A 23059-nucleotide genomic window follows, 5' to 3' on the forward strand; every position below is an offset into this window, starting at 1 on the left:
TGACCGTATCGTTACGGCTCTGCGCTGCATAACGCGCAGTCACCAGGGTCTGTTGACAGTGCTGGGGCCGAAGCGCGCATTATAACTGAGGCTTTCCGGCAGAGTTACGGCAAAACGCAGACTTGAAAAAGCGGAAAGAATTCTTCCTATTTACCATTTGCAACCTAAATCTGTCACTGTGCTGGCTGCCAGCGGAACCAGCGCCAGTAAGCCGAGTCCGGCAAATGCATTACGGCAATCTTTGCGCTCTGCTTTTTTCGTCCCTTTGGCCAGGTCGGTTTCCAGCGTATCTTTGCGCAGATGGCTGGCCTGGATTTGGGCTATCGTGCCTTTTTGCATTTCTTTATCGATTTGCAAGCCACTTTTGCGTAACTGATCCAGGCCAGGGCCGGTCACGGCACTGGCTTCCCCGGTAGTGAGGGGCTGTGCCGCTTCTGTTTCAGTGACGACCGGAAATACCGGACTGGTCTCAGTTTTGTTCGCGCTGGCAGGTTCAGTGCGGCTCTGAGAGTGGCTCGATGGCCTGGTTTTGACCGTAGTTGTTACTGCTGGTGTCGTGCTGGGCGGAATAGCTTTCACTGCGGGAATGGCGGCGGGTTTGACAGGATTCACCTGAAACAAGTCCAGATACTGCACCGTATCGGCTTGAGTTTGATGTTGCTGGCGCTGGCGCTGATGTTGCCATGCCTGCCAAAACAAAATATGAACTGCCAGCACCATTAACAAGGCTGGCATCTGACGCTGCGCCGGGAAACGCGGCTCAAATTGCGATGGAAAAACTTGCACGGGCTTATCCTTTCACAGCAGAACCAGGGCCACAGCTTAGGATGCTGGCTGCATCTGCGTCCTATTGTTGTCAATAAGCTTAGCAGTCTAGCGCAGATGCGTTCACCTCAGACATCCGGATTCAGAGCAGCGCAGGACGATGCTTTAGTGTGCGCGTTGCTGTACCAGTATCCAGGGTTTGACTACCACTGTCCATAACTGGGCGTTTTGTTCCAGCCAGAGTTGGGCCTGGCTGTCGCTGACTTTCGCTACCTGACCGGTTTGCAGCAGGGTGGCAAATTCGCTGGCACGGTCATCGGCCATCATGGCGGCGACTTCGACCAGGTCCAGATCACTCGCCACGGCGATCACTTGTCCGGTCGCGAACTGGCGCTGCAGTTCCTGCCAGGGATAGCTAGCGGTTTCCTGATTGATTTTTGTGCGTAATAAAGCGGATTCGGAAGTTGTCATGGTGTTTTTATGCGTACTAAGCAGTTTTGCTGCACGGGATGCGCAGCCACATGCTGCAATTTTGCCTCAACTTGCCCGAAAGCATAAAAAAAACCGGTTTTTTGGCGTAAAAATGGTATTTTCTTACTGCTGAGTATGGAATTCTCCACTCGCCCGTGTACCACTGTCTCCTTTACGCCCGTCATGACCTTACAACGCCAACTTCTGATTGCGATTTCCTTGCTGTTTCTGGTGGTTTTCCTGGTGGTGGAGGGCCTCAGTATTGTCACTACCCGCAATTATCTGCAGCAGCAACTGGCTTCGCATGCGCAGGATGCCGCGACTACGCTGTCCAAGTCCTTGGAAAAAGCCATGGCCAGCAAAGACCGCACCCTGGCTGAAGTGGAAATTGCCTCTATGTTTGACCGCGGCTATTACCAGAGTATGCAGGTACTCGATAACCAGGGCCGTCCATTTGTCAGCAAAGAATTGAGCAGTGACAGGGCGCAGACACCGGGCTGGTTGCCGGATTTACTCAATATCCGCTTGCCTGCGGCGGAAGCCTTTATCAGCTCAGGCTGGCGTCAGCTCGGTAAAGTGGTGGTGCTTAGTCATCCGGCTTATGCCTATGCTTATTTGTGGCAAAGTATGAAAACCATCGCGCTGTGGATGACAGTCATGTATCTGGTGGTGCTGGCGCTGAGCATGCTGATGCTCAGACTGATACTGAGTCCGCTGGAAAAAATTGAAGCGCTGGCGCATGCCGTGCAGGAAAAACGCTTCGAACCGATAGCGCTGCAACCGCGCGCACCTGAATTGCAAAAAGTCGTCACCGCGATGAATCAGATGGCGCAGCGTATCTCGCATGCACTGGATCAGGAGCGCGCAAATGCCGAGCAGTACCGGCGTGCCGCATTTCAGGATAGCGTGACCGGGCTGGAAAACCGTCAGGGCTTTGACCTGCGTCTGAACCAGTTGCTGGCGCAGGATGAGCGCAGTGATCAGACCTGGCTGGCTGTGTTTGAACTGGATGGGCTCAAGACCCTGAATCAACGCCAGGGTTACGCACGTGGTAATGACTTGCTGGTACAACTGGCGCAATGCCTGCAGCAACAGATGCATCCTGAACGCGATTTCGCCGGTCGCATGGGCGGTGCCGCAATCGCCTTGGTTTGCACTGGTGTGGATGCGGCGCAGATGCAGGAAAAGCGGGCGAAATGGCAGCAAGGCTTGCAGCAATTAGTGGCTGCAGTGGATGACAGCGTACAGCTGAGCGCCGCCATGCTGGCGTGTGCACCGGGTCAGAATCGTAAGGAATTGCTGAGTCAGGCCGATCTCTTGTTGGAACAATCGCGCCAACAGGGGCAAGGCAAGATCATCTGTGCTGAGGAAGTCCCCGGTACACGTATCGTTGAGGGCTCACAGGCCTGGCGTTTACTGATCGCCAATGCCTTACATGAAAATCGCTGGGTACTCTACACCCAGCCTGTGGTGCAACTGGACAGCCGCCAGCAAACCCAGCATGAATTGTATGTGCGTTTGCTGGATGAGAAAGGCCGTGTGCTGACTGCAGCGGAATTCATGCCTATGGCGGTGCGTCATCAGCTGACTGCTGAGATCGATCAGGCCGTAATCAGTCTGGCTTTGCAGGCGATTCAGGCTGAACCGCAGCGTTTCAAGGCGCTGGCCGTGAATGTGTCTATGGCTTCGGTCAGCCAGCCTGCATTCTGTCTGTGGCTGGCGCAAGCCTGTCAGGCGGCAGCGCCATTGCCTGTTCCCTTGTATCTGGAGCTCAGCGAATTTTCCTGTGTCAAACAGCGTGCAGATAGCCGTCAGTTCTTCCGTATGTTGCGTGAACTGGGGATAGGCTTTGGTCTGGATCATGTCGGGCTGGACCCGCTGGCCTTGCAACTGATCCGCGATAATCCGCCTGATTACATCAAGCTCGACAGCGGGCTGATTGCACAGATGGCGACGCAGCCTGACATCTTTGTCCACGTCGAGGCGCTGGTACGTTTTGCGCAGTCACTTGAGATTCCGTGTATCGCGCAGGGCATAGAGGATGAAGTGCTGATCGATTTACTCAGGCAGACGCAGGTGGAGGCGGGGCAGGGCTATGTGTTTGGCATGCCGGAGAAGCTGGAGCGCCGTTTTCAGCCTTATCTGTGAGTTTCAACGTGCTTGTGAACGCGCGCCGCATAGCCTACATGCGGCGTTCACGCTCCATTTTTTCTATCACTTCCTTCCACAAGCGCACGGTGGAAGCTGCGCCTTTGCGGTTATTCCCACCCAGCCATAAGTCATCATCATTGAAGCTGTAGACCGGGATCAGATCGCTGCGCTGGGATGCGGGCTGCACCTCATCGACCAGATTATCCAGTATCCAGGGGTCGGCATTCAGCGTCGGATAGTAGGCCAATACCATATGAGTTTCGCCGATCTGGGTAGCGCGTACATAGGTGATGCGCATTTTGTCTGCTGGCACACCGAGCTCCTTGAGCGTCATGTATTTGGCGATCGCATAATCCTCGCAATCGCCACCGGCAGAGCCGACGAATTCTACCGGTGTGGCCCAGTAATCGGCTTGATTCCAATGCTCCTGATCGGTGAAATACGGAACCCGGTTATAAAAATCATTCACGCGGCGCAGTATCGTCATGGCAGGCTGCACATCGCTGGCTTGCTGTAAGCTCTTGCTAAAGTCTTTACCGGCAGTCGCACGGAATTGCTGTACTGCCTGCTGCATCTGTAATAAGCGCTTGGGTGCCTCTGGTCCGAAACGCTGTTTGACGTGCTCCAGCAAGCCTTTGGAAAAATCGACCAGTCCCGGATAAGCAGGCGTGCTCAGCACCAGCAGCATTGCGGCACACAACAGCCCGCCAGCCAGTCCCGGGCTAAGCAGGCGTCGTGATCGTGGAGGGCATAATTTCAGGGCTGCTGGCATAGGAAAAGTGATTGTGTCATCAGCCCGGTTAGCGTGTCAGCTACGATTTATGCTTGCGCAGTGTCGTCAGAAAAACGGACCTGGCCTTTCAATGCCGTAATCAGGTCCGCCGTTAAGGCGGCCGCTTCCTTGTCCTTCACGCTATAGCGTATGCACGTTTGCTGCGCATAGCTGACTTCCAGGATCTGCGCCTGATATTTGTCCAGCCAGTGGCGTGCCTGAGATTCGTCAGCATAGGCGACTTCCAGACTCGCTTCACGCCGGCTTTCCACTGCGATTAACTGCGCTTGTTTAAACGCTTCGGAAATCGCCTGCCCATAGGCGCGCGTGAGGCCGCCGGCACCGAGTTTGATCCCGCCCCAGTAGCGCACCACGACAGCCAATACATTGGTCACATCTTTATGTACCAGTACGTTATACATGGGCTTGGCCGCCGTGCCTGAGGGTTCGCCGTCGTCATCCAGACCGGATTCTCCGGCACAGATTAACGCCCAGCATACATGCACCGCACCGGGATGGGCACGGCGCAAAGCATCCAGCGTCTGACGTGCTTCTGCGCGGCTGTGGAGGGGATAAAGCTGACCGAGAAAACGGCTTTTTTTGATTTCAATTTCCGCAAAAGCGGGGGCGGCAAGTTGATGCATACTCAGCGATGCTGGCACTGCGGCGCAGTGCGCCACAGCAGCTGTTATTGAATGACGAAATTGACAAAGAAGACGTCAGTCACGCCATTCTTTTCTTTGGTTTCCAACACTTTATTGACTCTTTCCTTGATCTCTTCGATCAGGTCATGTTTGCCATCAGCAGACTGAATCTGGGACGATTCTTTACCGCTCAACAGCATGATCATATTGTGTCTGACCATAGGCATGACGGCCTTGATCTTGTCTGCCACTTCTGGTCCCGCAACCTGCAGTGTGACACTGACTTGCAGATAACGGTCAAAACTCGACAGATTGACTGTGAAAGGTTCCAGCGCAGCCGTAGCGGCACCACCGGCACTGGCACTCGCGCTGCCGCCACCGGAGTTGGCGAAGGCGGCCGGTGTCAGGCTACACAACACACACAGCAAAGCGGAACAGAACAGTTTCAGAAATGAGAATTTTTGCATGGTTTCACCTGGAAGCGACACAGAGAAAGCGGAGAACAGCCGGAAAACAGCCGGAAGACAGCTTCCGGCCGACTGCTGTACAGTATGCCCCGCCAGCTTTACACCGTCAAAGGTTTGTAGCGGATACGCTTAGGTTTGGCACCTTCCTCACCCAGACGCTTCTTCTTGTCGGCTTCATATTCCTGGTAATTACCGTCAAAGAAGACGGCCTGGGAATTGCCTTCAAACGCCAGGATATGGGTGGCGATACGGTCCAGGAACCAGCGGTCATGCGAGATCACCATCACGCTGCCAGCGAATTCCAGCAAGGCGTCTTCCAGTGCGCGCAGGGTTTCCACGTCCAGATCATTGGATGGTTCATCCAGCAGCAGCACATTACCGCCTTGCAGCAGGGTTTTGGCCAGATGCAGACGGCCGCGTTCACCACCGGACAGATTGCCCACGATCTTTTGCTGATCGCCGCCTTTGAAATTGAAGCGTCCCAGATAGGCGCGCGATGGCATTTCGAAACGGCCTACGGTCAGCAAGTCTGCACCATTGGCGACATCTTCGAACACGGTTTTAGTATTGCCCAAATCTTCACGTGACTGATCGACCAGCGAGATTTTAGCGGTCTGACCCAGCACCACTTCACCGCTGTCCGGCTGTTCCAGACCTTTGATCATTTTGAACAGCGTGGATTTACCGGCACCGTTAGGGCCGATGATACCGACGATGGCGCCAGGTGGAATCTTGAAGCTCAGGTTATCGATCAGCAGACGGTCACCAAAGGCCTTAGAGACATTCTTGAATTCGATGACTTCATTGCCCAGACGCTCAGCCACAGGGATAAAGATCTCCTGGGTTTCATTGCGTTTCTGGTATTCGTGCTCGCTCATTTCATTGAAGCGGGCCAGACGTGCCTTGCTCTTGGCCTGGCGTGCTTTCGGATTCTGACGTGACCATTCCAGCTCTTTTTGCAGCGCTTTCTGGCGCGCTGATTCGGTCGCTTCTTCCTGTTTCAGACGCGCTTGTTTCTGATCCAGCCAGGAAGAGTAATTGCCTTTCCATGGAATACCTGCACCACGGTCGAGCTCCAGGATCCATTCAGCGGCATTGTCGAGGAAGTAGCGGTCATGCGTGATCGCTACGACAGTGCCAGGGAAACGGCACAGGAATTGTTCCAGCCAGTCCACCGATTCTGCATCCAGATGGTTGGTTGGTTCATCGAGCAGCAGCATGTCGGGTTTCGACAACAACAGGCGGCACAGCGCGACGCGGCGTTTTTCACCACCGGACAAGACGCCGATTTTGGCATCCCAGGCTGGCAAACGCAGCGCATCCGCCGCCATTTCCAGTTGCAGCTCTACATTGTCACCGGCCGAGGTAGAGATGATCGCTTCCAGTCTGGCCTGTTCTTCTGCAAGTGCATCGAAGTCCGCATTTTCTTCTGCATACGCGGCATACACTTCTTCCAGTCTGGCTTTGGCAGCGAAGACTTCGCCCAGTGCCGACTCGACAGCTTCACGCACCGTCTGTTCCGGATCTAACTGTGGTTCCTGCGGCAGGTAACCGATGTTCAGATTCGGCATAGGGACGGCTTCACCCTGAATATCGGTATCCAGACCTGCCATAATTTTCAGCAGCGAGGATTTACCTGAGCCATTCAGCCCAAGCACGCCGATCTTGGCACCCGGGAAGAAAGACAGCGAAATATCTTTCAGGATCTGACGTTTAGGCGGCACGATTTTGCCGACGCGGTTCATGGTATAGACGTAATTAGCCATTTTTCTGTTGTTTTCCGTGTACAAATGAATGAACGCAAGGATACCTCATTGCCGCTCTGGCTGACAGGTTTTCCCTGATCTGCATCAAATTTGTGCTGCGCATCAATTTTGATCTAGCACAACTTGTCGTGTTCTGCAGACGCCTACACTTGGTTCATCAATTTCGACAACCAAGGAAAACAAAATGAAAAAGCTCGCATTGGCTCTCTCTCTCGCAGCAATCGGTTTGACCGCTACCCAGGCAATGGCAGCAGAACAAAGCCCATGGCAGGTACGCGCACGTATCGTCAACATTTCACCAGCGAATGGCTCTGATCCTGTTGGTGGCGTTGGCGCAGCAGATCTGATCACTGTCAGCAAAAAAACGATTCCTGAAGTAGATATCAGCTACTACTTCACACCAAATATTTCTGCAGAACTGATCCTGACTTATCCACAAAAACATGATGTGGAACTGGCTGGCAAAAACATCGGTCACTTCAAACATCTGCCGCCAACCCTGACTGCAAAATACCATTTTGCACCAGAAGCACAATTCAGCCCATATGTAGGCGCTGGTGTGAACTACACCCGCATCTCTGATGTGAACCTGCTCAACGGTGCAGCTGATCTGGAGAAAAGCAGCTTTGGTCTGGCTCTGCAAGCTGGTATCGATTACAAACTGGACAAAAACTGGTCTCTGAATTTTGACGTGAAAAAAGTACAGATCCGCAGCGATGTGACTTTGTCTGCAACTGGCGCAAAAATCAGCGCAGTGAAAGTAGATCCATGGCTGGTCGGTGTAGGCGTAGGCTACCGTTTCTAAGCCTGTCCCTGGGGCCTCGGATAAAAAGCCGGCAGCAGCCGGCTTTTTTTATGTTGCGCCTATGGCTGCACACTCAGAATGGCTGATCAACCGCCACACTGGGCCCGGTGAACCAGCGCGGGCCCTGCTCCGTCATATAGAAATGATCTTCCAGCCGCACGCCGAATTCGCCTTCTATGCAGATCATCGGTTCATTGGAAAAGCACATGCCTGCTGCGAGCGGACGGGTATTGCCGCGCACCAGATAAGTCCATTCATGGATATCCAGTCCGATACCGTGACCGGTACGGTGTGGCAAGCCCGGTAAGGCATAGTCAGGGCTCATACCAGCGGCGGCCAGCACCCGGCGCGCGGCAGCATCCACCGCTTCGCAGGCGACACCCAATTGTGCGGCATGGAAGGCGGCTTCCTGAGCTTCTTTTTCCAGGTTCCAGATGCTGCGCTGACGTGCGCTGGGCTGGCCAAACACATAGCTGCGTGTGATGTCGGAATGATAGTGCTGTACCTTACAGCCGGTATCGATCAGCACATTATCGCCTTCGCGCAGAGTCTGTACCCCATCCGGGCCATGTGGAATCGCCGTCAGTGCGCCGAAGCTCACGATACAGAAGGTCGACGGGCCAGCGCCATAGGCACGGTGTGCGCTGTCGATAAAATCGCTCACCTCGGTTGAGGTGATCCCTTCCCGTAAAATACGTGCCGCCCGTCTTTGCACATCCAAAGTAATCGACTTGGCTGTTTGCATCAGAGCGATTTCCTGCGCAGACTTATGCATACGGCATTCAGCGGTAATCACTACGCCATTGATCAGCGGCTGCTCAGGCAGGGCCTGGCGCAAGGCATCTGCCACAAAGAAAGGCGTGCTTTCGTCGATTGCCAGCGGGCCACGGTCGCAGCCCAGATCTTTGAGCCATTGTCTGACCAGCAGCGCCGGGTTTTCTTCTTCCTGCCACAAGCGTATGGCAGCCTGTTCGCCCAGCGTTTCACGCAGCTTGGATTCTTCAAAGGCCGGTGTGACGAATACGACCTGCGCGTCCGGAGTCAGGATGGCTGCTGTCAGACGTTCGCTGGCATACCAGCGCAAGCCGGTGAAATAATACAGACTGCTGCCGGCTGGCAGCAGCAGCGCGGCGATGCCCTGTTCGCGCATCAGCCGCGCTGCTTTGTTGACGCGGTCCTGGAATTCTTGCGGCGTAATGGGCTGCACTTGCGACAGCGCAGGCTGCAACTGCATGTGCGCGCGGATATCGGCTAATTCGATGGCGGCACTGGAGCCGCCAATTTGTGAGGATGTCATGATCGTATCGGTAGCAGAAAAACGGATGAATTCAGCACAGCTTACCTGCGCCACTCCAGGTTGTCTTGCCATCTTTGCTGCGCAGTTGTGGGGAAATCCGCACAGCTTAGCCCTGCCAGAGCTTTATTCGCGGATCGCTTCTATGCTGAAGCGCAGTGTGATGTCATCGCTGACAAAGGGTACGTAACGGCCCAGATCAAAATCACTGCGTTTGACGGTCGCCTCGCCATTAGCACCGCAAGCCTGTTTCAGGTACAGCAGCATGAAGCGGCAATGAAAGTGAGTGATCTGCAAAGTCACAGGCCGGGTAATGCCCTTGATGCTTAACTGGCCTTCAACCTGGCGCAATTGTTCGCCTTCAAACAGTAGTTTGTCTGATTGAAAACGGATGGCCGGAAAGCTGGCCACATCAAAAAAACTGGCTGAACGTAAGGTTTTATCGAACAAGTCTGAGCCGGTATTGACTGAGGCGGCATCGATACTCAGGTCAATACTGCCGCTTTTAGCGCCGCCATTCTGGCCAGCGTCAATTTGTATGCTGCCGCTGTTTCTATCGAAGCGTCCGCTCTGGCGCGCCAGGCCCCAATGCAGATACTCGAAACTGGAAAAAGTATGTTCACTGTCGATACGATAACGATCCGCTGCCTGCAGTGGTGTGCTGACAGCGATCAGCAGCGCGATGAGCGGCAACTGCCATAAGCTAAGCTGTGGGCGCAACATCCCGGCCTCCATCAGTTTTTATTCCTGAGTGGCTGCCGTGAGTATGCGCGGCATGCGTTTCAGGCGATCAGGGTTTGATAAATTTGAGCGTCATGCGGTCACTTTCACCGATAGACTCATAGTTTGCGCGGTCTTTGTCTTTGTTGGCATAGGTCGGTGGCAAAGCCCACACGCCGCCTTCGTGATCGGCCTTATCTTTGGGGTTGGCATTGATCTCGGAACTGCCAGCCAGCTTGAAACCAGCGCGTTCTGCCAACCTTATCACATAACTCTGATGCACATAGCCGCTGCTGGCTTTCTCATCCTGAGTACGCGATGCTGGCAAACGGTGCTCTACGATGCCGAACACACCACCGGACTTCAGACTGCGGAAAGCACTGTTAAAAATTTCCTGCACATTCGCTTCGCCAGCCGGTATCCAGTTATGGATATTACGGAAGGTCAGTACCATGTCCACGCTGCCAGGCGCGGCGTAGCTGATTTTCTTCGGTGGTTCAAAGATGCCGGTGCTGACCTGATCATAGATGGCCGGATTGGCATCCAGTTTCTGACGCAGACGCGCATACGCACGTTTGCCATAGTCACTGTCCGAGGCCGGATCATTGGCGGCTGCGATCAGCTTGCCGTTTTGGCGCAGATAAGGCGCCAGGATTTCGGTGTACCAGCCGCCGCCGGGTGACAACTCAACCACGGTCATGTCGGGACGGATACCAAAGAATTGCAGGGTTTCCAGCGGGTGGCGCGCCGGGTCGCGTGCGACATTGGCCGGGCTGCGATGGCTGCCACTGATGGCGGCTTGCAAAGCCTGATCGGCATGGGCTGACAGGCTGATCGTTTGCAATGCGGTGCCGAGCAGGGCGGCGCTGAGTAACAGTTTATTCATGGACGTCTCCGGTGGGCTGAGTGGCTGTCTGACCGCATTAGCGCACAACAGTTCCCGGCTGCTGCATGAAGGGCTTTCGCTGTGCATATCGAATACTGTGCTCAGGGCGCTGATACCACGATATCTTTTTTCATCACGGCCAGTCTGGCCAGCAAGCGGTTCTGGGTAGTGAAAGGGATATGGTTTTTGTGCATCGCTGCCTGCAAATCCTCGACCAGCGCATTGAAAGCCGCGCTTTTGATACCCAGTTGCGCATGCACCGTCAGCATGTCGTCACCGCTGTATTGGCAGGGGCCATCGCTGACCACGCAGAGCTGTTCTTTTAACAGTTCAGCCAGCCGCTTCATATTCGTTTCTTTAAATTGCGGACTGATGCGTGCATCCTGCTGAATTTCGACGATGAGCTGATCAACCACGCGTGCAATACCGGGGCTGCCACCCAGCGCCTGATACAGGCTGTCAGTTTGGGTCTGCGCCGACGCGCTTAGTGTGAAACTCAGGGCACTCAGGCCAGCGATTAAAAAAAGACGCATACGCGATCCACTTATTGAGCTAATTAGTTGGCGAGTTGCAGTGACAAATACCAGCCCTGTTGATTACGCGGATTGAATACCGTGATATCGCCCAGGCTGACATAGGCCAGTGTCAGTGACAATTGCTTATTCGGGAAGTAAGCCAGAAACACATCTTTTGCAGCTTTCTCACGATCGATCTGCAGATTCGATGGGCGCTGCCGGTATTCGGCACCGACTACCCAGTGCGGGCTTAACAAATAGGCCGCAGAGACCTCAGGCAGTAATTGATAATTTTGCGATTGCGGCCCGCCAAAACCCAGTAAGCCAAGTTGATTACCTTTGCTCAGACGCAGCGTCCCGTTGAGTAATAGGTTGTTGGCTAATAGTAGTTTGGTCGCAGACACATAGTAATCCACGCCCTTGCTGTCCGCTGCACCCAGTTGAGTCACGGAAGTGACGCCTAAGGCAGACAATCCTTCAACGGTACGGCTTTGTTTGAACATTGCGCCGACCGCCAGCTGCGGCCGCCAGCTGTCCTGATCGGCAATCAGATCGCCACTGAGTTTGAGCTTGATGCCCACGATATCCTGGCTGAGTCTGAGCTGATCCAGCGGTGCTTCACTGCCGGTGAATTCTTGCCTGGCCAGCGATACTTCCAGCTTATCGTGCCAGCCCAGCGCGACGCCGCTGCTGCGCAGACGGTAATCACGGGTGTTTAGCTGGGTCAGGAAGGCGGTCGCTCCAGCGCTGTCTTCGCTGCCATAGCCTGCAATCACGGCCCAGGGCACCAGACCGCCACCGGCCGCGCCTTCTGCCTGGCTCACCCCGGCAGTCGCGAGCAGTTTGCCACGATCTGAAACGGGTAATTCCAGTGCATGGGCCACATGAATCAGACTGGCACTCAGCAAAGCTGCCGCACTCAGTTGGAAAAATTGAAGTCTGCTCATAGTCGTCATCAGTACGTCATCGCGATCGCTTAATCTTAGTTGATTTTGGGAAATGATGCTTTTTGTATGGTTTTTTAGCGTGTTCTGTTGCATCTGCCGCATAAAGCAGAAAAAAGATGTTAAATCCAGATATTTACTGTCTTTGCGGCAACACTCCATAGTATGCTTAGCGATTTGTGTGAATTTGTAACAAAATAGGCTTGTTGCCGGATTGCTTCTTGTCTCTTGCAGAAAAGAGACAGAGTGCGCATGATCAGGCTGTGCGTAAGCCCGGTGATCTGCAGTTAAAAAGAAATAACGAAAACAAGAACGTCACACCCTAGTCGCTATCCATTCTTTATGAGTCGTTCCTCTTTACGCCGCGAGTTAGTTATACCCATCACGATACTGGTCATCAGTGTATCCGCGGCGATTGCCTGGGTATCCATGAAGGCTGGTACGGATGCGGTATTCACACTGACCCAACGGGTGTTGGTTGATATGGTCAACCGTATCAATGTCGCCTCTGAAAAGCATCTGGACGGTGCGCTGACTGCGTTGGAATCGGTCGCGCCCAGCTCTACACGTGTACCCAAAGAACATGATTTCTCAAGCGATCTGCATGTACTTGAAGATAAATTCTGGGCCGCCAGCGGTTTGTTCATGGACGTGAATAATTATGTGTATTTCGGCGGTACAGATGGCCGTTTTATGGGGGTGTATCGTATTTCACGCAGTGAAGTGCAGTTATTTGTACGTGAACCGGATTCTGATCATCGTGATGTCTACCGCGTCACAGCCATCGGCGACCGCTCCGTCAAAATCCGTCAGGATCAGTTTGATCCACGCAAGCGTCCCTGGTATCAGGCGGCCATGAATTCGGAAACGCCGGTCTGGTCAAAAATTTACAATAACTTCTCATTTCACTATCCGACTATTACGCTGGCTAAATCGGTTTTCCAGAAAAATCACGAATTTGCCGGTGTGGTCGCGACCGATGTGACGCTTAAAGAATTGTCGAACTTTCTGAGTCGTCTGGAAATCAGTAAAAACAGTGTCGCTTACATTGTTGATGCCGAAGGTTTTATCGTGGCGACTTCTGGCAAAGAATTACCGGAACGTGTAGTCAATGGTCTGCCTGAGCGCATGCGGGCTTCAGATATGAAGACCAGCCTGATTAGTGAGACTTTCAAAAAAGTTGGCAACCGCGTGCTGACCCAGCAGGAAACCCTGTCGCTGGAGCTGGAGCAAGGGACGGTGGATGTGGCGGTGTCTCCACTTGGCAATAAACAGGGACTGAACTGGCAGACAGTGGTTGCCGTACCGCGTGCAGATTTCATGAACACGATTAATCAGGGCTTTTTCCAGAGCGTGGTGATTGCGATAGCCTGCATTATTTTTGCGCTGACTATAGGTCTGACCATCGTGGAACGCGTGATACGCGATATCCGCAAGCTGACCGCAGCGGCAGAAAAATTCGGCAATGGCGAACCTATGCCGAAAATGGATATACGCCGCACGGATGAAATCGGGATACTGGCGGAAACCTTCAGCGAAATGGAAAACAAGCTGCGTTTCGATAAACTGACCCAGGTCGCCAACCGTGAATCGCTGTTTGCCCAAATCACCCATATTCAGCGACTGGCAGAAGACAATCCTGAGCAGATTCAGGGCTATACCTTACTGTTCGTCGATCTGGACCGTTTTAAATTTGTGAATGATAACTATGGTCATGACGCTGGCGATAAGGTGCTGGTGATTACCGCCGCCAGATTGCGCGCTGCTGTGCGCGATACTGACGATGTGGCGCGTTATGGCGGCGATGAATTTGTGTTGCTGATCAAAGATGTACGCAAGGCAAACGATATTCACCATCTGGTCGACAAAATCTCTGCAGTGGTGGAAGAGCCGATTGCACTGGAAAATGCCATGGTGGATGTGGGTGCCTCAATCGGCTGGGCCAGCTATCCGGAAGATGGAGATGACTACATGCGTCTTATCAAAATTGCCGACAGCCGCATGTATAACCGCAAACGCGACCGCAAATTACAGCGCGTGAATCGGGCTTGAACCGCGGGCCTAAATTCTCAGGCTTAACGCCTGCTCTTCAGGCTACGTCCTGGTTCTGCTGCAGCTGCGCTGCACGCTGTTCCCAGTCTTGTTTCCAGGCCGGTAACTGGCTCGCCGGCATAGGTTTGCTCAGGAAATAACCCTGTACCTGATCACAGCCCAGCTCTTTGAGCAAGTGCATCACCTGTTGATTTTCTACCCCTTCTGCGACCACCCTCAACTGCATATTATGAGCCAGATCGATGGTGGACTTGACGATGCGGCTGTCCGCATTATCCCTATCCATTTTCAGCACGAAAGACTTATCAATTTTCAGCTCATTGACCGGTAGCTGCTTCAGATATGCGAGTGAAGAGTAGCCAGTACCGAAGTCATCTATCGACAAATCCATGCCCATCGCATGCAGATTGTCCAGCGTCTGATGGGCACGCACAGGATCATCCATAATTGCGCTCTCTGTGATTTCCAGGCAAAACTGTGCCGGGGCAAGCGTGTGTGCATGGAGTATGGCTGCAAATTTTTGCGGTAAATCCTGATCCATTAAATCCATGGTGGAGATATTGACCGACATTTTCAGTGCGATATCCTGTGCCTGCCACAGTTTCAGGGTCTGCGCCGCCTGGTTCATGATCCAGTGCGTCAGGCTGCGGATAAAGCCGGATTGTTCGGCAAACGGGATGAATTGATCGGGGAAAACCATGCCGCGTTCAGGATGTACCCAGCGTACCAGCGCCTCTACCCCGATCAGCTTGTAGTCTGACAGACTGACTTTAGGCTGCACCCACAGCTGAAACTGATTTTGTCCCAGCGCTGCACGCATATCTGACAGCAGTGACAGATTTTTCTGGCTGGATTTATCAATCTCAGGCGAGTAGGTAACGGCCCCCTGACGTGCGCGTTTAGCCGCATACATAGCGACCTCAACCCGGCTCATCAGACTGGCGGCATCGCTGGCATGAGCCGGATAGGCGGCGATACCGATGCCGGCACCGATATCCACATTTTGCTCACCAATCGCGATTGGACGTTCAAATGACTGTGCGATTGCGCGCGCAGTCTGTTGTGCTTCTTCCAGCGTACTGGCTGGCAGCAGCACCGCGAATTCATCACCACCAAGCCGCGCAGGTTTCGGTTTACCAGCGCCCAGCTGCTGGCTCAGGCGCTGTGCGACTTCGGTCAGCAACTGATCGCCAAACTCATGCCCCATCAGGTCATTCACATATTTAAAGCGGTCCAGATCCAGCATCAGCACATGCACCGTATCGCCGCGTGTGGCAGCCGCAGCCAGTGCATCATTGAGCATAGAAGTGAACAGCGCGCGATTGGGCAAATGCGTGAGCGTATCCCAGTAAGCCAGCCGGCTGATTTCCTTTTCACGGGTGGCGATCGCATCGCGCATATGGCTGAAGCTCTTGGCCAGATCGCCGATTTCATCACTGCGCCGTATCGCAATTTCGTCTTGATAATTGCCTGCTGCAAAACGCCTGGCCGTGTCCGACAACTGGCGTAAAGGGTTAGTGATACGGCGTGCAGTGACTGCACTGATGATAATCGCCAGCAGGGTAGCGACTATGCTCAGTATCAGCAGATTACGTTGCAGCAGCTTATATGGCGCCACGGTGCGGCTGAACGATAACTGCAGCACAGCGACAGTATGCTGGCCTGCACTGGCATTCATATCGACCAGTTGTGAACTGTATTCATCCCGATCAATGTGCATGGTCGTGATCAGCTTATTGGAAGGCAGCGCGCGTGGCAGTGATGCAAGCAGCTGTTTGCCCTGGGCTTCAGTCAGGCTGGTGCTCTGCATTTCCCACGCGCCGTCTTTGGCAGCGCTGACGATACTGACCTGTAGCGGAGACAGTTCGTGCATTTCCCTGACCAGCACCTGATCGACCGGCACGGCCAGCGCCACCCAGCTGATTGCTACCGGTGCCAGTATCGGCACCATCACCAGCTGATAGGGGCGTCCATTCAGGCTGACGATGTTCGCGGCGCCGCCTTTATTGCTGGCGGCATGCATCAACTGCTGTACCCGGTCCTGCATCCCATGCGCCAGTGTATCGCTGCTGGCAGCGATAATATTCCCATCGAGTCCGACCAGCATGGTCAAATCCGCATTAATACGTTCACCATGATTCAGCAGCGCAGATACGATGGTCTGGATGTCGTTACTGCTGATGGCGTCGCGCAAGGCATAATCCTTAGCCACGATGGTGGCAGCCTGCACCAGATTTTGTGCATTTTTCTCTATGAGTCGCTGGAAAACGTTTTCATGATATTGCAGATTTTCGCTGAGCACCTTACGCGCATTTTTATCAATCGCCTGGTCAATAAAGCCATAGGCCAGCAGTTGCAGCACCAGCAGCAGGCTGATGAAGAGCGTAATAATTCTTGCTTCCAGGCTCAGAAAACGCATAAATTCTCTCGTGAATGAAGTACTGGCTGAGATACTGTTTTATTTATAGGACTGACGCAAAATTGTCCCGGCAAGGCATGGCGACGCAGGCAGTACGCAGTGTACGACAAGGCGCCATAACGCTGCTGGGGCGGTTTTGCGTCAGTCCTGACTTAGTCGAATTTGCCATTCAGCCTGATTGGATACGGTGCACCCTCTGCATCCGCTTGCCAGCTTTGTTGTATGCCTTCCGAGCCGGGTGCCATTTTGTAATGCCAGACTTTCAGTGTGTATTTCCCACTGGGTAAATTCGCTAAAGTGGCAAAACCTTTGGCATCCGTTTTGGCGAAATATGGGGTATTGACGACCTGCACATAAGCGATCATCTGATCGTGGATATTACAACCTATCACCACGGTGCCTGGTGTGTCGAACACCACCGGACTGCCGGGTTTACCAGAATACAGTTTAAGTTCAAATCGCTTGGCGGCGGAAAAGGAATAGGCATGGTGCTTCACCGTATCATTATTAGGGAAGCTGACGGCACTGCCGACCGGAATCACGCTGACTAAAGGCAGGAATTTGCGGTCCTTTTGTTCTATGGTGTAGCTGCCTGCCTTCACAGTGTGGTTGCCGTTAGCAGCTTCCGCGCTGACTACGGCGTTTTCAACAGCTTTCCCTTCGCTGTCCAGAATTTGTACTACTCTGTTGGCATAAGCTGTTTGCATGCCAGCCATCAGCAGCATCCCAGTCAATACCGGTGGAAAGCAGGACGCAAAGCGTAAGCGTGGCAGTAACATAGCTGAATCTTTCTAGTATCTCTTGTAAATGCAGGCGTGTAGCGACAGATGTAGGGATCGCAGTATCAGCTTTTGTTGTTATATCGCATCGAAATTAACAAGTACAGCGCTGCAATACCGGGATAGAAAATGTAATATGAAAACAATCAGGACTTACGCAAAACCGCCCCAGCGGCGTTATGGCTCCTTGTCGTACAGCTCGTACTGCCTTCGTCGCCATGGTGTAGCCAAGGTTTCAGGCAACATGTTGCCTGCTGGCGACACGGACATCGCTTACCAGCGATGTTTCCTAAAGCACCAAAGGGCTGTTTCGCCTTGCCGGGACAATTTTGCGTAGGTCCTAACAATTTTAGCCTAAGTTTTCCGCACGCACTGCAGGAATGTCAGCATGAACTCTTTTATCAAGCATCTGGTGGAAATCACTGGTCACCGTGACCATGATCTGCTCAATATCTCCGTTGCCTCCTCCCTGCGTGAATTGCTGGCTGCAGAGCAGGCGACTGTGTTTGAGGTGGCGAGTATGGGTGGCCATACTGTGATGCGCCCTAAAATACGCATCACAGCCGAAGGCACGGACGTGCTGGAGCAAGTGACAGATGCGGACGATCTGCTTCCCGAGCAGATCAGCGACTTATGGCAGGGATTGGAGCAGAAGCAGGGCGTGATCCGGGTCACGCAGGATGGGCAAGACTTGTTGTGGCTGCCGATCTGGATCAACGACAAACTGCACACCTGTCTGCAACTCCGCCATCCTCAACAGGCTGAAGAGCCGGTCATGGAAGTCGTCAATGGCATGCTGATTGTGTACCGGAATTTCCAGAATCTGCTGGATTACAGCGAGCGGGATTCGCTGACCGGACTGCTTAACCGCAAGACTTTTGATGACAGTTTTTCCAAGGTCTTACGCACCAATTTAAGGGAAATGACGCCATTAGAAGTCACGCCTGAGTCGCAACAGTTGCTGGCTAAGCCGGAAACCGAAAGACGTGAACAGGATGCGGAAAAATTCAACTGGCTCGCAGTGCTCGATATTGATCACTTTAAGCGTGTGAATGATCAGTTTGGTCACTTATATGGCGATGAGGTATTGATACTGATCGCCAACCTGTTGCGTAACTCTTTCCGTCCGAATGACCGCTTGTTCCGCTTTGGTGGTGAGGAATTTGTGATCTTGCTGCGCTCAGTCACGAAACAGGATGCTGACCAGATTTTTGACCGTTTCCGCGAGACCGTAGGTAATCATCACTTTCCACAGGTAGGTACCGTCACTGTCAGCATAGGCTATGCCAGGATCGACTTATTTGAACCTGCGGTCGCCATTGTAGGGCGTGCGGATCAGGCGCTGTACTATGCCAAAATGAATGGCCGTAACCGCAGTTGTTTTTACGACAGCCTGGTTGCGAGCGGTGACTTACATCAGGAACAGGCCAACGATATTGCCGAATTCTTTTGAATCCGGCGTCTGCGCTGGTCTTTCTTATTCAGCCGGACGGCGCGCGGTGGTCAGCATCACCACACTGCCCAGGATAATCGCCATTGCCAGCATGGCTTTACCCGATAAATGTTCGCCACCGAATGCCACCCCCAGCGCCACTGCGATGACAGGATTGACATAGGCATAGCTGGCCGCCAGTCCGGCCGGGACTTTGGACAACAGATACATATACGCGGTAAACGCGATCAGCGAACCGGCTACCACCAGATAAGCCCAGGCGCTGAAGGCTTGGACCGTCAGCGGCCCTGTCATTTTTTCACCACTGAGCAGGCTGACGATAAACAGGAAAGCGCCACCGACCAGCATTTCACTGGCGAAGCCCATGCCACCCTTGGCCATCTTCAGTTTTTTCTGCGACAGGACAGAGCCCACATCCCAGCTCAGTATCGCGCCCAGTAACAGGAAAATTCCTGCTGGCTGGGCCGCGAAACCATGATCCGAGGCCAGCAACACCGCACCCAGAAAACCGCACACGATGCCCAGCCATTCACGCCGCCGCGGCCAGTCTCCGAACAGGCCAGATAAACCGGACAAAATCATGGGCGAGCATGCAATAAACACTGCAGTCAGGCCGGACGACACATATTGCTGGGCACAGGCGGTCAGACCTGTGCCACCACCTAGCATCAGTATGCCGACGATGCCGCCATCGCGCCATTCACGCAGCGTGGGCTGCGGCGCTTTACGCCATAACTGCCACAGATACAGCAAACCACCCGCCACCAGAAAGCGCGTGCCTATCATCATGAATGGCGGAAAAGCAGTCAGCGCGACCTGAATCGCAAAATAGGTAGAGCCCCAGACGATGTAGACCGTCAGCAGGGCAGTCAGGACAGATTTTGGTAAATGACGCATACAGGCTTTCTTGAATTATTCACGATATTTTATGCTGGTCAGGTACGGTTTTAAATGGATGTTCTAAGGGAAATCAGCTACATTTCTTTTAAATTGACTGAAATATCCGGGTTTTCCCATGAAAATAGAATTAGATCTGATGGATGCCAGAATTCTCGAGATTCTGCAGGAAGATGCGCGTGTCACGCTGGCTGAAATCGGACGCCGCATTCATCTGAGCCAGCCTGCGGTGGCGGAACGCATACGCCGCATGGAAGCCGATCAGGTCATCACCGGCTACCATGCGCGCGTGAATCCTGAAGCTCTAGGTTATGGCATCACCGCCTTTGTGCGCATTGCGAGCCGTTCCAGTGATGTGTCGGTGCCGCAAATCGCGGCCCAGGTGCCGGAAGTGGTGGAGTGTCATGCCATTACCGGCGAGGATTGTGTGATCGTCAAAGTGGTGGCACCGTCGGTCCGTGAGCTGGAGCGTGTGATCACCGCGCTGGCACGCGGCGGCGTGACCTCGACTTCGCTGATCCTGTCGTCGTCGATAGAACGGCGCGCCATTAAACCTGCGGAGTAGTCATGGAACTGCGCCAGTTACGCTATTTTGTCGCGATTGTGGATCATGGTTCGCTGTCCCGTGCGGCGCGCGTGCTGCATATCGTGCAGCCGGCGCTGACGCAGCAAATCCAGTCGCTGGAAGAAGAATTGGGTGCCATCCTGCTGCACCGCTCGGCACAGGGTATGCAGGCGACCGATGCCGGTAAGCTGTTTTACGAACATGCTCAGGCTATCCTGAAACAGGTCAGTGACGCCAGAACTGCGGTGGCGCAATCAACCGATAAGCCACGTGGTACGGTGGCACTCGGCATACCGCAAAGTGCGTCCGGCGCGCTGGCTTTTCCTTTGCTCAAAGCGGTACGTGAGACTTATCCCGACATCCATTTTCAACTGACCGAGGAATTGACCGGCAATCTGACTGAGCAGTTGCGTTCAGGACGGCTGAATCTGGCGATATTGTTCGATGACGGGCAGCTCAACGGCTTTCACAGCCGCCCGCTGGTGCATGAAGAGATGATGTATATCACGCGCAGCGGCTCGCAATTTGCCTCGCGCCGCAAGAGTATCAAGCTGGCGCAGGTATTGCAGGTACCGCTGATTTTGCCCAGCCTGCAGCATGGTGTGCGTCCGCTGATAGAGCAGGTGGTGCGCGAACATGGGCAGCAGATCAGTCAGGTGATCGACATCACTTCGATTGCGATTTTGAAGTCAGCGCTGATGGCTGATATGGGCGCGACCATCTTGCCGGTTTCACCGATGCTGGCGGAAATTCAGCGTGGCGAAATGCAGGCCTTAGCTATCAGTGATGCGCAACTGTCGCGCACGGTCAGCCTGTGTGCATCGAAAAATATCCCGCTCACCAATGCTGCCATGGCGGTTGAAAAACTGGTCATCGAAGTGAGTCGTGAACTGTGCCAGAGTGGAGTCTGGCTAGGCACCCGTTTGCCTGCGAATCCGCACTGAGTCTGGTCCTAAGTTGGTGACAAGGCGTCTGTCATTGTTGCCTGCAGACGCCAGACACAGGCTGGTGGCAGATTGCGCCAGACCCGGCTCACGCGCTGCCATTGCAAGCCATCGACACCGTGCAGCGCAAACGGTGGTGCCAGTCCATAACTGAACTGGATGACGGCGCCACCATTCTGTACAAAGCGGATATAGGTGCTGCTCAATAAGCGCGCCTGCGCTGCTGGTAAAGACTTAAACGGTAAGGATGAAACCAACAGGCTGCTGCCGGGATCTGGCGCGGCCTGCGGCAAAAAATGTTCTATGCGTTCGCGTCGTATATCCAGATGCGGGAATTTTTTTCTGAGTACCTGAACCAGCTCCGGCGCACACTCGACGACTTGCAGGCGTTCGCTGCCAAAGCGGGTCAGCAGAGCAAGCGTCAGCGCTCCGCTGCCAGCCCCGACTTCAATCACCCGCCCGTTTGCGCCACAGGCTGCGGCAGCCTGCGCCATGGACTGCGCCAGATGACGCGAAGATGGCCACAGCGCGCCGACTTCAGCTGGTGCCGCCAGCAAGGCGCGCAAAAAACTCAGTGTGGTATTCATTCCGAGGCGGTGAGTGTCGCCAGTGCCTGCGCCAGATCGGCCTGTAAATCGGCCGCATGTTCAATACCGACGGATATCCTGAGCAAGTCCGGTGTCACGCCTTTTTCCAGCCGTATCGCTTGCGGAATCGCAGCATGCGTCATCGACCACGGATGATTAATCAGACTTTCCACGCCACCCAGGCTTTCGGCCAGTGTAAAAATCTTTAAGGCCTGTACAAAACGGCGCAAGCCCGCATCATCGGTATCGAGACGGATAGAAATCACGCCGCTCTGACCTTGCGGTAACAGTCGTTGCGCCAGCGCATATTGCGGATGGGATGGCAGGCCAGGGTAAATCACTGCGCGGATGCCAGCTTGCGTTTCCAGCCATTGCGCCAGGCTTAGTGCATTGCTGCTATGCCTTTGCATACGGATCGCCAGCGTGCGCAAACCGCGCAATGCCAGGAAGCTGTCAAATGGTGACAGCACAGCACCGACTGCATTTTGTAGCCAGCGCAATTTGTCTGCCAGTGCCTGCTCCTTCACGATCAGTGCACCACCTATCACATCCGAGTGACCATTGAGATATTTGGTCAGCGAATGCAGCACGATATCCGCACCCCATTTCAAGGGTTGCAGCAAATACGGTGTGACAAAGGTGGCATCCACCAACGTCAGTGCGCCGGCCTCTTTGGCGATGGCAGAAATCGCGGCGATATCCGGAAATTTCAGCAGCGGATTGGTCGGTACTTCCAGCCATACCAGACGGGTAGCCGGGGTGATGGCAGCCTTCAGTCCCTCCAGATCATCGGGTGATACATAGCGCACCTTGAGACCGGCGCTGCGGCCTTTGACTTGTTCAAATAAACGCCAGGCGCCACCGTATAAATCGTCGACTGCGACGATCTCACTGCCCGCTTCCAGCAATTCCAATACGGTGCTCATCGCGCCCAGACCGGATGCGAATGCAAAACCTGCGCTGCCGCCTTCCAGTTCAGCCAGTGCTTTTTCCAGTGCCTGACGGCTGGGGTTACCACTGCGGCCATATTCAAAACCGCTGTGTTCGCCCGGCGCTTGCTGGGCATAGGTCGAACTCAGATAAATCGGTGGCATCACCGCGCCGGTGGCATCGGGTTGATAGCCAGCGTGTACGCTTAAGGTATCGGGATGGGTCATAGCTGT

General features: G+C 53.9%; 22 protein-coding genes. 6 read left to right on the top strand and 16 right to left on the bottom strand.

From position 1 onward, the window contains the following. Positions 1–150: 150 nt before the first annotated feature. Both EYB48_RS19170 and EYB48_RS07825 read right to left on the bottom strand, forming a co-directional pair. Positions 151–786, bottom strand: coding sequence for a hypothetical protein (locus EYB48_RS19170; RefSeq protein ID WP_235934959.1), 636 nt, complete (start codon positions 784–786; stop codon positions 151–153). A gap of 144 nt (positions 787–930) precedes the next feature. Continuing rightward, on the bottom strand, positions 931–1236 hold the full coding sequence (locus EYB48_RS07825; protein ID WP_162019768.1) for a DUF2288 domain-containing protein: 306 nt from the start codon (positions 1234–1236) through the stop codon (positions 931–933). Between the two features lie 183 nt (positions 1237–1419). On the opposite strand from EYB48_RS07825, the gene EYB48_RS07830 reads away from it, so the two are divergent. Then, complete coding sequence (locus EYB48_RS07830; protein ID WP_162019769.1) at positions 1420–3384, top strand: bifunctional diguanylate cyclase/phosphodiesterase; 1965 nt, start codon at positions 1420–1422, stop codon at positions 3382–3384. Positions 3385–3418: 34 nt separating this feature from the next. Here EYB48_RS07830 and EYB48_RS07835 read toward each other — a convergent pair whose 3' ends face one another. The 4 genes from EYB48_RS07835 to ettA form a co-directional block, all read right to left on the bottom strand. Beyond that, positions 3419–4159, bottom strand: coding sequence for a transglutaminase-like cysteine peptidase (locus EYB48_RS07835; RefSeq protein ID WP_202927718.1), 741 nt, complete (start codon positions 4157–4159; stop codon positions 3419–3421). A 47-nt stretch (positions 4160–4206) separates the two neighbouring features. Beyond that, positions 4207–4803 carry an IMPACT family protein gene (locus EYB48_RS07840; RefSeq protein WP_162019770.1) on the bottom strand — a complete coding sequence of 199 codons (597 nt, stop codon included), beginning with the start codon at positions 4801–4803 and terminating at the stop codon, positions 4207–4209. A 44-nt stretch (positions 4804–4847) separates the two neighbouring features. After that, positions 4848–5270: a flagellar basal body-associated FliL family protein gene (locus tag EYB48_RS07845; protein WP_162019771.1), complete on the bottom strand. Its 423-nt coding sequence runs from the start codon at positions 5268–5270 to the stop codon at positions 4848–4850. A gap of 98 nt (positions 5271–5368) precedes the next feature. Continuing rightward, positions 5369–7036 (bottom strand): energy-dependent translational throttle protein EttA, encoded by a 1668-nt coding sequence (gene ettA, locus EYB48_RS07850; protein ID WP_162019772.1) that lies wholly within the window; start codon positions 7034–7036, stop codon positions 5369–5371. Between the two features lie 184 nt (positions 7037–7220). On the opposite strand from ettA, the gene EYB48_RS07855 reads away from it, so the two are divergent. Continuing rightward, entirely contained in the window at positions 7221–7841 is a 621-nt protein-coding gene (locus EYB48_RS07855; protein WP_162019773.1) for an OmpW/AlkL family protein, read from the top strand. 73 nt (positions 7842–7914) lie between these two features. Here the strand turns inward: EYB48_RS07855 and EYB48_RS07860 are convergent, their stop codons facing one another. From EYB48_RS07860 to EYB48_RS07880, 5 genes are all read right to left on the bottom strand, one after another. Next, the gene (locus EYB48_RS07860; protein WP_235934960.1) at positions 7915–9210 is read right to left on the bottom strand and encodes a M24 family metallopeptidase; all 1296 of its coding nucleotides are present in this window, start codon (positions 9208–9210) and stop codon (positions 7915–7917) included. Between the two features lie 51 nt (positions 9211–9261). Beyond that, the gene (locus EYB48_RS07865) at positions 9262–9858 is read right to left on the bottom strand and encodes a YceI family protein (protein ID WP_162019774.1); all 597 of its coding nucleotides are present in this window, start codon (positions 9856–9858) and stop codon (positions 9262–9264) included. 67 nt (positions 9859–9925) lie between these two features. Beyond that, the gene (locus EYB48_RS07870) at positions 9926–10741 is read right to left on the bottom strand and encodes a class I SAM-dependent methyltransferase (RefSeq protein ID WP_162019775.1); all 816 of its coding nucleotides are present in this window, start codon (positions 10739–10741) and stop codon (positions 9926–9928) included. 101 nt (positions 10742–10842) lie between these two features. Next, the gene (locus EYB48_RS07875; RefSeq protein ID WP_162019776.1) at positions 10843–11274 is read right to left on the bottom strand and encodes a group I truncated hemoglobin; all 432 of its coding nucleotides are present in this window, start codon (positions 11272–11274) and stop codon (positions 10843–10845) included. A 23-nt stretch (positions 11275–11297) separates the two neighbouring features. Then, the gene (locus EYB48_RS07880) at positions 11298–12203 is read right to left on the bottom strand and encodes a DUF3034 family protein (protein ID WP_235934962.1); all 906 of its coding nucleotides are present in this window, start codon (positions 12201–12203) and stop codon (positions 11298–11300) included. A 339-nt stretch (positions 12204–12542) separates the two neighbouring features. Between EYB48_RS07880 and EYB48_RS07885 the strand changes: the two genes are divergently transcribed. After that, the gene (locus EYB48_RS07885) at positions 12543–14252 is read left to right on the top strand and encodes a diguanylate cyclase domain-containing protein (protein ID WP_162019778.1); all 1710 of its coding nucleotides are present in this window, start codon (positions 12543–12545) and stop codon (positions 14250–14252) included. 37 nt (positions 14253–14289) lie between these two features. On the opposite strand, the gene EYB48_RS07890 is transcribed toward EYB48_RS07885, so the two are convergent. Further along, on the bottom strand, positions 14290–16671 hold the full coding sequence (locus tag EYB48_RS07890) for a putative bifunctional diguanylate cyclase/phosphodiesterase (RefSeq protein WP_162019779.1): 2382 nt from the start codon (positions 16669–16671) through the stop codon (positions 14290–14292). A gap of 152 nt (positions 16672–16823) precedes the next feature. Beyond that, the gene (locus tag EYB48_RS07895) at positions 16824–17450 is read right to left on the bottom strand and encodes a methylamine utilization protein (protein ID WP_162019780.1); all 627 of its coding nucleotides are present in this window, start codon (positions 17448–17450) and stop codon (positions 16824–16826) included. Positions 17451–17838: 388 nt separating this feature from the next. Between EYB48_RS07895 and EYB48_RS07900 the strand changes: the two genes are divergently transcribed. After that, positions 17839–18903 carry a GGDEF domain-containing protein gene (locus EYB48_RS07900; protein WP_162019781.1) on the top strand — a complete coding sequence of 355 codons (1065 nt, stop codon included), beginning with the start codon at positions 17839–17841 and terminating at the stop codon, positions 18901–18903. Positions 18904–18927: 24 nt separating this feature from the next. Here the strand turns inward: EYB48_RS07900 and yedA are convergent, their stop codons facing one another. After that, on the bottom strand, positions 18928–19800 hold the full coding sequence (yedA, locus tag EYB48_RS07905; RefSeq protein ID WP_162019782.1) for a drug/metabolite exporter YedA: 873 nt from the start codon (positions 19798–19800) through the stop codon (positions 18928–18930). Between the two features lie 118 nt (positions 19801–19918). Between yedA and EYB48_RS07910 the strand changes: the two genes are divergently transcribed. Both EYB48_RS07910 and EYB48_RS07915 read left to right on the top strand, forming a co-directional pair. Continuing rightward, positions 19919–20365 (top strand): Lrp/AsnC family transcriptional regulator, encoded by a 447-nt coding sequence (locus tag EYB48_RS07910; protein WP_162019783.1) that lies wholly within the window; start codon positions 19919–19921, stop codon positions 20363–20365. A gap of 2 nt (positions 20366–20367) precedes the next feature. Then, the gene (locus EYB48_RS07915) at positions 20368–21309 is read left to right on the top strand and encodes a LysR substrate-binding domain-containing protein (protein ID WP_162019784.1); all 942 of its coding nucleotides are present in this window, start codon (positions 20368–20370) and stop codon (positions 21307–21309) included. 8 nt (positions 21310–21317) lie between these two features. On the opposite strand, the gene EYB48_RS07920 is transcribed toward EYB48_RS07915, so the two are convergent. Continuing rightward, positions 21318–21896, bottom strand: a complete 579-nt coding sequence (locus EYB48_RS07920) for a class I SAM-dependent methyltransferase (protein WP_162019785.1) — start codon at positions 21894–21896, stop codon at positions 21318–21320. After that, the gene (locus tag EYB48_RS07925; RefSeq protein WP_162019786.1) at positions 21893–23053 is read right to left on the bottom strand and encodes a trans-sulfuration enzyme family protein; all 1161 of its coding nucleotides are present in this window, start codon (positions 23051–23053) and stop codon (positions 21893–21895) included. Before EYB48_RS07925 ends, EYB48_RS07920 begins: the two co-directional genes overlap by 4 nt. Between the last annotated feature and the right edge of the window lie 6 nt (positions 23054–23059).

The organism is Cognatundibacterium crateris, assembly GCF_010078235.1.
Classification (GTDB): domain Bacteria; phylum Pseudomonadota; class Gammaproteobacteria; order Burkholderiales; family Burkholderiaceae_D; genus Undibacterium; species Undibacterium crateris.

What these genes read in the sequence shown, in the direction of transcription:
- EYB48_RS07825 (WP_162019768.1), bottom strand. Translation starts at nt 1,236, where the DNA reads ATGACAACTTCCGAATCCGCTTTATTACGCACAAAAATCAATCAGGAA.
- EYB48_RS07830 (WP_162019769.1), top strand. Translation starts at nt 1,420, where the DNA reads ATGACCTTACAACGCCAACTTCTGATTGCGATTTCCTTGCTGTTTCTG.
- EYB48_RS07835 (WP_202927718.1), bottom strand. Translation starts at nt 4,159, where the DNA reads ATGCCAGCAGCCCTGAAATTATGCCCTCCACGATCACGACGCCTGCTT.
- EYB48_RS07840 (WP_162019770.1), bottom strand. Translation starts at nt 4,803, where the DNA reads ATGCATCAACTTGCCGCCCCCGCTTTTGCGGAAATTGAAATCAAAAAA.
- EYB48_RS07845 (WP_162019771.1), bottom strand. Translation starts at nt 5,270, where the DNA reads ATGCAAAAATTCTCATTTCTGAAACTGTTCTGTTCCGCTTTGCTGTGT.
- ettA (WP_162019772.1), bottom strand. Translation starts at nt 7,036, where the DNA reads ATGGCTAATTACGTCTATACCATGAACCGCGTCGGCAAAATCGTGCCG.
- EYB48_RS07855 (WP_162019773.1), top strand. Translation starts at nt 7,221, where the DNA reads ATGAAAAAGCTCGCATTGGCTCTCTCTCTCGCAGCAATCGGTTTGACC.
- EYB48_RS07860 (WP_235934960.1), bottom strand. Translation starts at nt 9,210, where the DNA reads ATGGCAAGACAACCTGGAGTGGCGCAGGTAAGCTGTGCTGAATTCATC.
- EYB48_RS07865 (WP_162019774.1), bottom strand. Translation starts at nt 9,858, where the DNA reads ATGTTGCGCCCACAGCTTAGCTTATGGCAGTTGCCGCTCATCGCGCTG.
- EYB48_RS07870 (WP_162019775.1), bottom strand. Translation starts at nt 10,741, where the DNA reads ATGAATAAACTGTTACTCAGCGCCGCCCTGCTCGGCACCGCATTGCAA.
- EYB48_RS07875 (WP_162019776.1), bottom strand. Translation starts at nt 11,274, where the DNA reads ATGCGTCTTTTTTTAATCGCTGGCCTGAGTGCCCTGAGTTTCACACTA.
- EYB48_RS07880 (WP_235934962.1), bottom strand. Translation starts at nt 12,203, where the DNA reads ATGAGCAGACTTCAATTTTTCCAACTGAGTGCGGCAGCTTTGCTGAGT.
- EYB48_RS07885 (WP_162019778.1), top strand. Translation starts at nt 12,543, where the DNA reads ATGAGTCGTTCCTCTTTACGCCGCGAGTTAGTTATACCCATCACGATA.
- EYB48_RS07890 (WP_162019779.1), bottom strand. Translation starts at nt 16,671, where the DNA reads ATGCGTTTTCTGAGCCTGGAAGCAAGAATTATTACGCTCTTCATCAGC.
- EYB48_RS07895 (WP_162019780.1), bottom strand. Translation starts at nt 17,450, where the DNA reads ATGTTACTGCCACGCTTACGCTTTGCGTCCTGCTTTCCACCGGTATTG.
- EYB48_RS07900 (WP_162019781.1), top strand. Translation starts at nt 17,839, where the DNA reads ATGAACTCTTTTATCAAGCATCTGGTGGAAATCACTGGTCACCGTGAC.
- yedA (WP_162019782.1), bottom strand. Translation starts at nt 19,800, where the DNA reads ATGCGTCATTTACCAAAATCTGTCCTGACTGCCCTGCTGACGGTCTAC.
- EYB48_RS07910 (WP_162019783.1), top strand. Translation starts at nt 19,919, where the DNA reads ATGAAAATAGAATTAGATCTGATGGATGCCAGAATTCTCGAGATTCTG.
- EYB48_RS07915 (WP_162019784.1), top strand. Translation starts at nt 20,368, where the DNA reads ATGGAACTGCGCCAGTTACGCTATTTTGTCGCGATTGTGGATCATGGT.
- EYB48_RS07920 (WP_162019785.1), bottom strand. Translation starts at nt 21,896, where the DNA reads ATGAATACCACACTGAGTTTTTTGCGCGCCTTGCTGGCGGCACCAGCT.
- EYB48_RS07925 (WP_162019786.1), bottom strand. Translation starts at nt 23,053, where the DNA reads ATGACCCATCCCGATACCTTAAGCGTACACGCTGGCTATCAACCCGAT.